10 protein-coding genes are annotated in these 13,586 nt (G+C 45.1%); all 10 read right to left on the bottom strand.

Features of this window, described 5'->3' with window-relative positions; genetic code table 11:
- Positions 1-12: 12 nt before the first annotated feature.
- On the bottom strand, positions 13-3,303 hold the full coding sequence (locus tag IGK14_RS01590) for a GH36-type glycosyl hydrolase domain-containing protein (RefSeq protein WP_010748655.1): 3,291 nt from the start codon (positions 3,301-3,303) through the stop codon (positions 13-15).
- Positions 3,304-3,318: 15 nt separating this feature from the next.
- Positions 3,319-5,469: a glycoside hydrolase family 3 N-terminal domain-containing protein gene (locus IGK14_RS01585; RefSeq protein WP_010748654.1), complete on the bottom strand. Its 2,151-nt coding sequence runs from the start codon at positions 5,467-5,469 to the stop codon at positions 3,319-3,321.
- 6 nt (positions 5,470-5,475) lie between these two features.
- Positions 5,476-6,255 (bottom strand): endonuclease/exonuclease/phosphatase family protein, encoded by a 780-nt coding sequence (locus tag IGK14_RS01580; RefSeq protein WP_010748653.1) that lies wholly within the window; start codon positions 6,253-6,255, stop codon positions 5,476-5,478.
- Entirely contained in the window at positions 6,246-7,166 is a 921-nt protein-coding gene (locus IGK14_RS01575) for an acetylxylan esterase (RefSeq protein ID WP_010748652.1), read from the bottom strand. The genes IGK14_RS01580 and IGK14_RS01575 overlap by 10 nt, the downstream gene beginning before the upstream one ends.
- The gene (locus tag IGK14_RS01570; protein WP_010748651.1) at positions 7,159-7,761 is read right to left on the bottom strand and encodes a DUF624 domain-containing protein; all 603 of its coding nucleotides are present in this window, start codon (positions 7,759-7,761) and stop codon (positions 7,159-7,161) included. Before IGK14_RS01570 ends, IGK14_RS01575 begins: the two co-directional genes overlap by 8 nt.
- A gap of 298 nt (positions 7,762-8,059) precedes the next feature.
- Entirely contained in the window at positions 8,060-9,661 is a 1,602-nt protein-coding gene (locus IGK14_RS01565) for a sugar ABC transporter substrate-binding protein (RefSeq protein WP_010748650.1), read from the bottom strand.
- A gap of 14 nt (positions 9,662-9,675) precedes the next feature.
- Positions 9,676-10,557, bottom strand: coding sequence for a carbohydrate ABC transporter permease (locus IGK14_RS01560; protein ID WP_005227173.1), 882 nt, complete (start codon positions 10,555-10,557; stop codon positions 9,676-9,678).
- Between the two features lie 11 nt (positions 10,558-10,568).
- Positions 10,569-11,480 (bottom strand): ABC transporter permease, encoded by a 912-nt coding sequence (locus IGK14_RS01555; protein WP_005232388.1) that lies wholly within the window; start codon positions 11,478-11,480, stop codon positions 10,569-10,571.
- A 351-nt stretch (positions 11,481-11,831) separates the two neighbouring features.
- Positions 11,832-12,833, bottom strand: coding sequence for a Holliday junction branch migration DNA helicase RuvB (gene ruvB, locus IGK14_RS01550; protein ID WP_010748648.1), 1,002 nt, complete (start codon positions 12,831-12,833; stop codon positions 11,832-11,834).
- A gap of 14 nt (positions 12,834-12,847) precedes the next feature.
- The gene (gene ruvA / locus IGK14_RS01545; RefSeq protein WP_005232405.1) at positions 12,848-13,438 is read right to left on the bottom strand and encodes a Holliday junction branch migration protein RuvA; all 591 of its coding nucleotides are present in this window, start codon (positions 13,436-13,438) and stop codon (positions 12,848-12,850) included.
- Between the last annotated feature and the right edge of the window lie 148 nt (positions 13,439-13,586).

The raw sequence follows: 13,586 nt of genomic DNA, 5'->3' as shown, positions 1-13,586 counted from the left end.
GCTTCTCCTTTCTTAACGATAAATATCGATCGTATTGGTTTGGTTTTCGTTTAATTTGGCGCAAAGTGCTGCTTTCTTCAGGACAAGCGCACCTTGACGGTAGCGATTTTCCGCAAACTCAGTGGACATTTCTTCCCCGTTGATCAATACTTTCGGCGTACTTGCCGAATGATAGACGATTTCGACCGGCCGATCAAAGAGTCGATACGTCAGTGTCAACCCTGCTAGCTCCGCTGGCAAGACGGGATCAAGTTCAACGTGATCAACAAAGGTACGAATGCCTAACACATTGCTGATCAACTGATTCATATAGATCCCCGGTCCACTAGAATAGATGCGCCAGCCGCCTTTGACGCCGACTGCTGCCTCCTTAAGTTTACCAAAATTTTCTTGGGCTTCAACCCTTGTTTTGAAATCGCCATCAGAACTGCTGAAATACGCATTTGCTTGACGAATCTCCGCGTTTTCGACCCGTTGAGCGATCTGGATCGGATTGATGACCCCAAGCGCTTGCCAAGTCTCTTCTTCTCGACCTAATTTCGCCATCGCTTCGGTAAAGCGGATGTGGGCGTGAACGTACTGCAAACCGATTTCTCGTCCAAAGTTGGCTGCTTGTTCTGCACGCTTGAAATTGGTGCTGACACCACCCGCATAAGTCGCTGGACGATTCATCAAGCGCACCCCATCTGGAAATTGCAAATGCTCCTTGATGATCGCCACATGATGATCGGCTTGTTCGGGAGATAACAGCTCACCGATCATGCTTTGTTGCATCGGCAGCAAGCGGTATTGGATACCAGTTTTCTTGTCAGTCGGATGGACCATCAGTTCCACGTGCTCGCTATCTTCCATATAGACAAATCCTGGCAACGTGCCATCAGCTAACATGTATTTTTCAAAGTCGTGTTTGATGCCCTTAGACAGTTCTGTTAAATGTTTGGCATACTCTGGGTCAAATGCCTGCAACTGGCTGGCTAATTTTTTCAATACTTCATAGGTCAAGGCAACGGTCCAGCTGCTGGCCATTTGTTTCTTCAACTTACTGTTATTTGGCTGCAAGGTGTCATCCCAATCGCCATCGCCATAACAAGACAGGTACGTTCCTTCCAAGAAGTTCGCTTCGATATACGCCACTTCTTTTTTCAAATGATCAAACAATGAAGCTTTGGTCTTGGTTTTCAGGAAGGTCGCGCGATCCGTATAAGGCAGTTCTTTTTCCAAAATCGCGAAATCTTTGGTTTTTTCGAGATAGTCACTAACGACTTTCATCGGCCAGACGATCACATCTCCGTGGCTCTCATCGGCTTTTTGTTTCTCATAGCGATCAAACATAAACCATTGTGGCCAGTTGCCGTCATCTGCAAATTGATTTTCAAACAAATGCTCGATGATGGACGCCACCATTTCAGGACGATTAAGTGCTAAGAAATACTCAGTCGGTCCTTGGGAAACGTCTCGAGTCCCCCAAGCAGCACCACCGTACTGTTCAAGACCATGAGGAGACAGGTAATGAACAAGCATATTGTGGGTGTACCAACGTGCCAAGTGATTGAAGGATGTAACGTCCGCCTGCGAATGTTTCAATTCAAACTGATTCAACAAATCATCGACAAAGGCCGTATAGGCAGTGTCTTCTTGCTGGCGATCTAACGTTTCGGAAACAAAGGGTTCACCAGTCAGTGTGCCTTGGATCACGAAGGAAACCGTCGCCTGTTCTGCAAAGGTCAATACGGTCGTGCTATCAGCAGCGGCCACATTGAAGATTGCTTCATCGGTCAGTTCAAAAGGTTGAGCTGCATGGAGATAATACGTCAATTCTGGATAAGTTTCCGCAATCGGTGAATCCGCTGTTCCTTTGATGGTGAGCAATTGCTGGTCTTGCGTAACAGTAGCAGTCGGTGCGGCTTCATCGATCCCCATCACAAATTGATTGGTGATGGCCCAGGTGTAGGCACGTCCTGCTTCACTGGTGATGGTGGTTGCGATCGTGCGTCCGTTTGCTTTCGTGAAGGTCGTTACTTGGATGACATCATCCGCTGTTTTGTAGTACCACGTCGCCGAATTCAAGCCCATTTCAAAAGCAGATGGCATCGTTAAAATCCGCCATTGATCGCCGTCTTTCAGATAGATCCGCTGACCAGAACGTTTGAACAGATTCAATGAGTTGCGGCTATTACTCAACAATTTATTCATGTTCGTATTGCCTAATACGATTTGGGAGTTAAACATCCCCGTCATGTAAACAGTCGTGCTCAAAATGGGGTGATCGACGATCAACTCTTGTCCGCTCATCAAAATATGCCCATGGGAGCGTTCCATCTGTGCTTCTTTTTCCTTCAACACGACATGGTGATAGTCAGGGGTAAAAAAGGAATAAAGCTGCTTATCAACGATTTCCACTGCTTCTTGCTGCGGGAACCGCTCGTTGATTTCTTCTGTGGAAAATGTCAGCCCTGTGAGCGGTCGACCGAAGTTTTTTCGTGGCTGCGCCGTTGCTTGCAACGAGTCAAAGGACAAGGCTTGATAAGTTTCTTTCAGCGTTTCAAGCGCAAACTGCGGTTCATTGACTGCCGTCGCTTGATTGGCTTTGACCGCTGCGTAAAAAACGATTTCCGTAGGCGTCTCACTTACCGTCAACCATTGCGTTTGCAGTGCCGTATAGGCAAATTCGTATTGATACACTTCATTGGCTAACGTTTCTTGGCTAAGTGCAGCTGGTTGATTCTTTTCTTTGTAGCTGCGACCGAAAAATTGATAGCCATCCGTCGAGAAGCCTTTTAAGGCTTGGAAGCTGCCCTGTTCCACCAATGGAAATTGACCATTTTGTGGTTGATTTTGGCGCGAGGAAAGCACGATGCGATCCTTATCATGGCTAACATGATGGTCGATATATTGCGAAACATAGGCTTCATTGGATTGAACAGCACCTTTGGCGGCATTGCCAAGGTCTTGCCCGTAAACCAGTTCCGCTTCCCCAGAACCACTCAATTGAACCCGCCAGAACCAGCAATCTTGTGCCAATTGGAAATCAACTTGGTAATCGATGGACTGGTACGTCCCAGTCCAAGTCAGCTGTTTTTCTGAGTAGGCAAAGGCACTGTTAGCATTTGAACCGATCAAGGGAATAAAGGACAACTCCCCCGCCTCACGCAGACGTAGATAGATTTGATTCAAACTACCATCTAGCGCATTTCCGATCAACTGATTGATCATCACACCGTGACTTTGGATCTCATATAAATCACCGTTTGGTAAAAACGTCACGGTCGTATTTGCGTTATTCATCACTATTTTTTTCGTCATAGAAACCTTCCTATCTTACCTAACTAATTGCAGGGTTGTTTGTTGGGTGTCTCGGCTGTTCCCACCAATCATGATGTGGAATTTCCCTGGATCACTGCTTACTTGTTGGTTGCTGTGGACATAGCGCAGCAGTTCTTCCGTGATCTCAAATTGAACGGTTGCTGATTCGCCAGCCTCTAGCCAAATTTTCTTAAAGCCTTTCAGTTCTTTCACTGGGCGAACCACTTCACCGACTAAATCGCGAATGTAGCATTGGACCGTTTCCCAGACCGCTGCTGTTCCTTGGTTCGTAACAGTGATGGAAGCCGTGACCGTTTGATCTTTGGTCATAGTCGGCTGATCCAACGTCACCGCAGAATACGCAACTGGGCTATAACTCAAGCCAAACCCAAATGGATATTTGGCATAAATGGAGACATCCAAATATTTCGAGACATATTTTTCATCCGGTGCACTTTCATAAGGACGACCGGTATTGTCAACGTTGTAATACACAGGAACTTGTCCAACGGTTTCTGGGAATGACATGCTCAAGCGACCGCTTGGATTGTATTCTCCCCACAGGATCTGAGCAAGTGCGTTTCCGCCTTCGGTTCCAGGGAACCAAGCCTCGACGATCGCTTTGGCTGCATCCACACCTTGCAAATCAAGAGGACGACCGTTATAAAGTGTTACGATCAATTGCTCGTTGTATTCTTTTAAGGTTTCAACCAAGGATAATTGGGCTTGCGGCAAACGAATGTCGCTGCGGCTGGCAGCTTCACCGCTCATCCATTCCTGCTCTCCTAGTGCTAGGACCACTTTATCGGCTGCCTTCACTAATTCGATCGCTTCTTGGATCGCCGCTTCAGACGGTGCAAAATAATCAAAGGGCTCTTGACCGATCAACAGATCCGCACCCAAGGCTTGGGCACCCTCCACTAAAGTCACTACTTCTTCTTGTTTCCCTTGCCAAGACCAAGCCCCTAATAGATCACGGGAGTGAGCACCTGGGCCTACGATTGCGACTTTTTCGGTTTTCTGCAACGGCAGGACACCTTCATTTTTCAACAACACCATTGATTTCTTTGCGATATCGCTGGCGATCTCTCGGTGTTCTTGAGACAAAACAGTGGCTGCTTCAGCGGCTTCATCAGCGCCGCGGTATGGATTTTCAAATAGCCCCAGCTCATTTTTTAAGGTCAAGATTCTTAGCACCGCTTCATCGACTAAGGCTTCCTCAACGGTGCCTTCTGCGATCAACTCTTTCAAGTTATCGGTGTAGCAAGTCGTCATCATCTCGATATCGACCCCAGCTTTGATGGCTAGTTCAGCGGCATGTTTTTCATCCTCCGCTGCGCCATGAGCGATCACTTCTTTGATTGCTGCCCAGTCAGAGATCACAACGCCTTCAAACCCGAATTCTTCTCGCAAAACATCGCGGAAAAGCCAGCGATTGGCCGTTGCTGGAATGCCGTCTACCGTATTAAAGGAGGTCATCACCAGCTTGGCACCAGCATCAAGGGCTGCTTTATAGCCTGGCAAATAACTTTCTCGCAGTTGGCGTTCTGACATATTGACCGTGTTGTAATCGCGACCACCGATAGCCGCACCGTAAGCCGCAAAATGTTTGACGCAAGCAGCCACGCGGTTGAAATCCGTTCGCAGATCATCCCCTTGATAGCCTTTGACGAAGGCTTCAGCGAAGCGACTGTTCAAGTAAGGATCTTCCCCCGTCGATTCCATGACACGGCCCCAGCGTGGGTCTCTTACTAAGTCCACCATCGGTGAAAAGGTCACATGCAAGCCAGAAACAGCTGCTTCTTTGGCAGATACTTCCGCCATTTTCTCCGCTGCTGCCAAATCCCATGAACTACCTAATCCTAATGGAATCGGGAAAATCGTCCGAAAGCCGTGAATGATGTCCGCCATCAATATCGTCGGGATATTCAAGCGGTTATTGGCGATATACTCTTTTTGGACGCGGATCGCTTCTTTTGCACCAGAAACACCTAGCGTTGTTCCCGCATTGTTGATGTTTTCTTGTGTCAGTCCTAAGTCGCCCATCGGACCTGTTTTCTCTTCTGCTTTATCTGAATAAAAAGCCGCTGCCAGTTGCAGCAACTGATCGATTTTTTCATCTAAGGTCATTTCTGAAAGTAGTTCGGTTAATTTCTGCTGTTCCATTTTTATTCATCCTTTGCTTTCTTCAAATTGGACTTCTGCTTCTAAAGGAAAATGATCGGAGGGAAAACGACGATCACAAGAATCCGTTAGACAGGCGGTTTTGACCACCGTGAAGCCTTTCGTATATATATAATCAATTTCTTCTAGTTCTTGCCATGGTAACGTATAAATAAAATTTTGATAGGAGCCTTTTGGCCCATGATGCGGCTTTTGTCCATGTTCTTTGGCATTTTGAAAATGCTGCTCTAAGTACCGATGCACCCGCTCCGTTGGCTCCGCATTCAAGTCGCCCATCAGCAATACAGGATAGCGTTCGATCTGATCTGCCAGCTGCTCAAGGATCACTTTCATCCCTTCAAAACGAGCCATTTCTGAAATATTATCTAAATGAGTCGTGATAGCAAGAAACGGCGGATTCTTTTTTTCCTGCAAGACTGCCCAAACACATAAGCGTGAATACGCAGCTTCTGGATGAATACTTGGTTCAGTCGGTGTCAATGACAACCAAAACGAACCTGAATCTAATAACTCGAAAGCCTCTTTTTGATAATACAGTCCGATGCCTTCGCCTAAGCCATCACCGTCACGTTCAGCCGTGACGGAAGCATACTGCGCTAACTTTGCTAAATCCGCAAATTGGCTGGGACGAGCTTCTTGGATCGCCAGAACATCCCAGTCGTAGTAATCGATCAAGGAGCAGACCGCCTCCGATCGATAGTGCCATTGCCATTCTTGGTCATAGTCGGTATCGACTCGTAGATTGTAGGTTGCTGCTTTCATCTGCATTCATTTCCTTTGAGTAATTTTGTGATTTGCTGCATTTCACGACGGATTTGTTTCGCTTCGCCGCCACCATGCCCTTTATTTAAGTAAATACGCAATTCTTTCGGTCCAGGAATCTTTTTATAGGAAACGAAGAAATCTTCCATGGGACAGATGGGATCAGCACTGCCGACCGATGTATAAACAGGACCAGTTATCTGATGAGCAAAATACTTCAAATCAAAATAACTCATGACTTGATAGATCGTTTCCCGCGTTTCTGGAAATTGTTCAATATACTCTTGAATCACCTGGTAACTTCCTGTTTTTTGTTCGATCCGATGGACAAGATTGGAGTGGCTTGGGACATCGGCAAACGTCGCAAAAATCGGGACGTTCGTTAATGCGTTGACCAATAAGGCGATGCCGCCTCCTTGTGAGCCGCCTCTTAAAATAATGCGCTGCGGATCGATTTCCGGTATCTGTTGAAGGACTTCTAGTGTGCGCAAACTATCTGCGACCAATCGCTTCATATAAAAATCTTCTTTTTTCAAGATGCCGCGTCCAAAAGGTGCTTCATGCTGCGTGGTCTCATAGGGAACCTGATCTTGCGTGCGTCCCCCTTGTCCGCGATTGTCGATGACAAGACAGCCGCAGCCGATCAATAACCAATGAGCAAATTGGAACGGTTCTTGCACATGATTCATATAGCCTAAAAAATCAATCACGATTGGACAATCTGCCGCTTGTTCTGGCAGCAGCAGATGCCCATAGATCGTTTCATTACCAAGACTTTGAAAAGAAATCGTAAAACAATCGATCCCTTTCAGCAAAGGCGCTTGTTTGGTTCTTTCAAAGGCTAGCGGAAGGGTGTCAAGTTCTTGTTGGACCGAAGCCCAAAAACAGGATCGATCCGTCGCTGTGGATTCAGTCATTTGTCTCTTCCCCCTTCGCTAATACTTTATTGAAAAACAACACTTGGACAAAGGCTGAGCCTGAGATCCCTAAACAAACAAATAAGAATAGGTTCACTTTGCTGCACAATACAAAGACAATGATTGGGACCACCAATAAAATGATCGCATTCGCCGTACTGCTAAGAACCGCATAGGCCGTTTCTTTTGCTGTTTCTTGCAATGATTGGGCAAACAAGCTGTACAAGAGAACGAACACGACGAGATACAGCGCAGCCAAGCTAACGAGGATCACGGCTAAAACGCCAAAGTAAGGTGTAATCATCATCAAGGAATAGATCAACCCAGCAAAGACTGCGACATACGCAATAATAAGACCTTCTAAGAAGAGCCCACGTTTGAGATTGCTTAAGAATGCTTGCTTGTATCGCTGCCAAATCGGGACATCCCGTTCCTTGTACAATTGATCGATCGTCTGATACAGCGCGATCAATGCTGGTCCTGCGAGAATCAGCGTCATTGCTGGAATCATAAAGAGAAAACTAACAATGATCATATCTGCTAAAAAAGCAAAGACCCGATAGTACCATCCTTCATAAGAAAATAGTCGATTCATTATGATCCTCCAATCAAAACTTGCTGATTTGTGCTGCGGGTGCTACGTAAACTTGTTTCTTGCCTTCTTGTGAATTTGGGTCGTTTCTCAACGTACAGTTTTCTGGGTTGCAGGTTGCAGCTTGCATGTCTCACTACGTGAGCCAATTGCAGTGATTCTTTGTACGGTCACTACGCTCCCTGCAGTCGCCTAGTACTTTGAAACATCAGATTTTGCGCAAAGTACGCGCAAAACCTGTGTTTCAAAGCAAAGGAGAGGAAAGGTCTTTTTTTTGGCTTCCTTTCCTCTCCTATGGGGGTTATTTTAGTCGTTCGCGGTTTTCGGCCATTTTTTCAGTTTTAATGTCTTTGATTGCATCCCAGTTGTTTGAATCTAAGAAGCTTTCAAAGTCGGTTAGTGTGCTGTCAAATGTTCCTTCATCTTTTGAACGGATCAATGAGATGATCGTGCTGTTGATTTTGGTTTTGATGGCTGTGTTTGAACGTGCTTCAGCAGTTCCAGCATCTGGATCCGTATTTTCGATCACAAAGTGTGGATACAATTTGCCTTCGCCCCACTCTTGCATTTGAGTCAACGCATTTTCGGTTTTGACTTTCATTGCATTGACACGGTCATTATTAAAGTAGTTGAAACGGCTGATACCATATTTTTTGTTGTAGCCTTCGTTGTCGGTTTGTTCCATTTCTTTGATTTCTGGCAAGTAATCGATTTTGCCTTCATCGTTGTATTCATACGTCACGCCTTCAACACCGAATTTTGTCAAAATTTGTCCTGGTTCATCGATCAAGTACGTGAAGAGTTGGGTTACTTTTGCTGGATCCGCCGCATCTTTTGTGATGTAGTTGATCAACCAGCCAGAGATTCCTGTTTGGTTCAAGGTTGCTTCACGACCAGACGTGCTGGCAGGGCCATCGATTGCGATGTAGCGTGTGTCAGAGTTTTTCATGAATTCAGTGAAGTTCCCACCTTGTCCGCTCGTTCCTGCGACTAAGATCGTTGCATAGTCCCCTTGTTTTACTTTTTCATCATAGGTTGGACCGTCATCGGTAAAGCTGTCATCACTGATGTTGCCGTCACGATACACTTGATTGAAGGTTTTCAACCATGAGATATATTCTTCATCTAAATTACGGTCGTAGAACGCACCATCTTCATCTTCTAATGGAACACCTAAGAAATCTTGCAATTTATCTAAGAATGGTCCTGCTGTTTCGCCGATCGTTGTGAAGCCCATTGGTGTCAAATCAGGGAATTTCTCGCTGATTTCTTTCATGACTTTCACATAGTTTTCTGGAGTTGAAACATCTGGTTTGCCTAATGCTTCATAGACATCTTCACGGATCACAAAGTTGTCGTTGACGGGAATATTGCCGCTTTCGTAGTCTGCTGCTGTGTTGGAATAGTTTGGATAGCCATAAGTTTTGCCATCATCTAAAGCAAACCATTTGAAGGTATCTTCGGTCACGACATTCATCAAATACGGATCGTATTGTTCCGCTAAATCGTTCAATGAGTATGCCCAGCTATCAGCTTTTGTGGCTGCTTGACTGGTTTTATCCATCAACGTCACGATATCAGGCATATCACCACTTGAAATCAAAGCGTTTAATTTCGAATCATCCCCTGAAATAAATTCAATATCAATGTTCAAATCTTTTTTGATTTGGGCTGTCGTCACATCTTCACCAAATGGCAAAGCTGTCCAGTCTGAATTGATGTACCATGTGATCTTGGTTGGTTCTTCTTTGGTATCGAGTTTCCATGCTGGTGTCTTTTCATCTAACTCATACCGATCTTTGATAGAAAAATCCGAACTGCTGGCATTGTCTGAGCTGCCGCCACATGCTGCTAAGCTGAGTAATGCTGATGCTGCCAATAAACCGCCTACTACTTTTTTCATGTCTATCCCTCTTTCTATTCTTTTACTGCACCGGCCATCATACCGCCGATAAAGTGTTTTTGAAGCAATGGATATATAATTAAAATTGGCACTGTCGTGATGACGATCGTAGCCAACTGAACCCCACGGGTCGTTGCTTGGACGATAAAGTCGGTACTACCGCTTTCAGTCATCGTACTCAAGTTGGATTGGACGATGATTTCATAAATCTTCATTTGCAGCGGATAGAGATACTCTTTTGTGATATACAGTTTTGTCGTCATAAAATCGTTCCATTGGCCAACCCCGTTGAACAAGATGATGGTTGCCAAGGCCGGTTTCGTTAATGGTAAGAAGATTTTATAGAAGATTTGGAATTCACTTGCACCGTCGATCTTCGCAGATTCTTCGAGTGAAGGCGGAATCTCACGGAAAAAGTTCATTAAAATTACGACATCATAGTAGCTGAACAAGGCTGGAATAATGTAGACCCAGAAAGAATCCAGTAATCCTAGCGAGCGAATCAGCAAGTATGTTGGAATCATCCCACCACTGAAGTACATGGTGATGACCCCCATCGTTGTATAGATGTTGCGGCCGACCAAGCGTGATTTACTCAATCCGTAAGCCACGATCGCACAAAACAAGGTATGGGTCGCAGCCCCAAGAACCGTTTTTAACACTGAGATCAAGAAGGCACGGGGGATACTTGCGTCGGAAAAAACTTTCCGATAGTTTTCCCAGGTAAAGCCTTTGGGCCATAACACGAGGCCGTTGCCCGCTAATCCAGAACTAGAAGACACGGAGGAAACCAAGATATTCCAAATCGGTACGATGATCATCAATGAGAATAAAATCAAGATCACGGTATTGAAGAAGTAAAACCACGTGTTTTCTTTTGCTTTTCTTTTGATCATGTTTTTTCCTCCTATAAGATAACTGAATTGCCGTTGTTCAACTTGCGGGTCACTCGATCCGTGATCACCAATAAGATGACGGAAATGACCGCGATCCCCAAGCCGACAGCAGTTGCATAAGAGAAATCACCTTGCGTCAACCCCATTTTATAAACGAAGGAGTTGATGACTTCTGAACGGTTTTGGTTCTGTGAATTCATTAAAACTAATGTTTGATCTAGGTTTGACCCTAAGATACCGCTCACATTCAGAATCAAGTTTAAGGAGATGATCGGTGTCAGTAATGGCAATGTGATCGAACGAATCTGTCTTAGCTTGCTGGCACCATCGATTCGTGCGGCTTCATAAAACGTTGGATCGATCCGCGACATACCTGCCAAGTAAAGGATCGTTCCCCAGCCGACTTCTTTCCATAGATCAGAAAGGACCGCGATCCACCAATATTTGCTTGGATCCAACAGATGATTGACCCCTTTGTCCATCAATCCTACGGACATCAGCACTTGGTTGATAAAGCCGTTCGTTGACAGCCAAGAAATCATCATCCCACCTAGCACGATCCATGAGAAAAAATGGGGAATGTATGAAACCGTTTGAATAAATTTCTTCAAGCGGCCATCTTGCATTTCAAAAATCATAATGGCTAACACAATCGGGATCGCAAAACCTAAACCTAATTTCAATAAGCTGATGGCTAACGTATTTCTAACCGCTTCCCAGAAAAAACTGTCATTCATAATGATACGGAAATTCTCTAACCCGACCCATGGTGCTGATGAAATCGTGTCAATCACCGTATAGTTTTTGAAAGCGATTATAATTCCGTAGATCGGAATATAATTAAATACGATCATAAATGCCACGCCGGGAAAAACCATCCAGTGAAGCTGCCGTTGACTATAAAACTTTTGCAGTTTACTCATACACAAAATCTCCTTCTTTCTATCCTCGCAACACTACCTATATCTCCACATTTTGGTGAAACGTTTCTACAAAAAGATTATATCCGCTGCCAATCGAAAATGCAAGCCTTTCCAATTATTTTTTTCAGCTTTTCTTTTTTCACAAATTTTGTTGGGTTCCTCACAAATAAAAAGCTTTCATAACAGCTTTTTCAGAAGAAATCCTTTTTCAAAATATTTCCTTCTAATCAAATTTCACAAACGCTGTATTTTTTCAACATCGATTGATTCTCAGAAATCATTAAAAAATAAAAAGAAACGTTTCACCAAAAGCACAAAAAAGCAGCAATTATCGTTGATTGCTGCTTCGTTCTATTCACTTCTTTGCGGATAGCCAAAATGGTCATAGGCTAACGGCGTTGCGATCCGCCCACGCGAGGTGCGTTTCAAAAATCCTTTTTGGATCAAAAACGGTTCGTACATATCTTCCACTGTTTCGGTTTCTTCCCCGATATTGACAGCGATCGTACTTAATCCCACCGGGCCGCCTTGATACAATTCGATCATCGTGCGGATCAATTTCTGATCGATATAATCCAAGCCAGCATGATCGACTGCCAAAAGCGCCAATGCCTGATCAGCAACGGCGCGATCGATCAAGCCATCCGCTTGCACTTGCGCATAATCGCGAACTCGTTTAAGCAACCGGTTGGCGATCCGTGGAGTGCCTCGGGATCGGCGGGCGATTTCGATCGCCCCTTCTTCCACGATATCCGTTTCAAAAATCGACGCAGTCCGCTGCACGATCTCTTTTAAATCATGGTCTTCATAATATTGCATATGAGAAATGATCCCGAAGCGATCCCGTAGCGGCGCCGAGAGCATCCCCGCCCGCGTCGTTGCGCCGACTAAGGTAAATGGCGGGAGTGGAAAATGAACCGGGTGAGCCGTTGTCCCTTGCCCCACCATGATATCTACATAAAAATCTTCCATTGCCGAATAAAGCATTTCTTCGGCGACACGAGGCAAGCGATGGATCTCATCGATAAACAGAACATCCCCTGGCTGTAGCTCATTCAAGATCGCAATCAAATCCCCTGGTTTTTCGATCGCAGGACCGCTGGTCGTCTTGATTTGGACCTGCATCTCGTTGGCGATCACCATTGCCATCGTTGTTTTCCCTAAGCCTGGCGGACCATATAAGAGGACATGATCCAACGCTTCTTCTCGATTTTTCGCCGCTTGGATATAAATCGAAAGCTCCTGCTTGACTTTGTCTTGTCCGATATATTGGGCAAGGGTTTGCGGACGCAAGGATTTTTCGATGATCTCTTCTTGTTCAGTGCTTTCTGGCGAAACAATTCGTTCATCCATCGTCTACTTGCTCCTTACTTTTTCATCATCAATCGGAGAGCTTCCCGCAAGTACTCATCCGTCGATTTTGTGGTATTCGCCGCTAATTGTTTTTCGGCTTTCTTGACTTCTTTTTCGCTATAACCCAATGCTTTCAAGGCTTCCATTGCTTCATCTAAAGCAGTCGTTGCTACGCTTAGAGGAACGATCGCTTCTTCTCCAACCAGTTCAGCCACTTTGCCTTTCAAGTCTAGGATCATTTGCTGCGCCGTCTTTTTACCGACACCTGGGAACTTAGTCAAATAATTGACGTCCCCATTTTCGACTGCCGTGATCAACCCTGTATGGTCTTCATTGGCCATGATTGCTAACGCACTCTTTGGTCCAATACCTGAGACACTGATCAATTTTAAAAACAACTGCTTGCCTTCGATCGTGGCAAAGCCGTAGAGACTATGAGCATCTTCACGAATCACTTGGTGCAGATAGATTTTTACTTCTTGGTTCAACTTGCCGCTAAATGAATACGGATTGCCAAAAGCGATCTGATAGCCGATGCCATGGGTCTCAACGACGATATACGCCGGAAAGATATCCGTTACTTTTCCTATGATATATTCGTACATGTGCTTTCCTTTCTGTACATATGTTCCCTTTATTGTAGCACAGACGAGAGGGCAAAAAAAGGACTGTGAACGAAGGAAAAGGCTTAGCAGGAAACAAACGGAGGAAAAACCGTTGTTTCAGTCGCATTTTTTCAAACGAGACATGCTG

Origin of the sequence: Enterococcus sp. DIV0970a (assembly GCF_051711265.1) — a bacterium.
Taxonomy (GTDB): domain Bacteria; phylum Bacillota; class Bacilli; order Lactobacillales; family Enterococcaceae; genus Enterococcus_D; species Enterococcus_D casseliflavus.
This window is presented reverse-complemented; position numbering and strand designations above follow the sequence as displayed.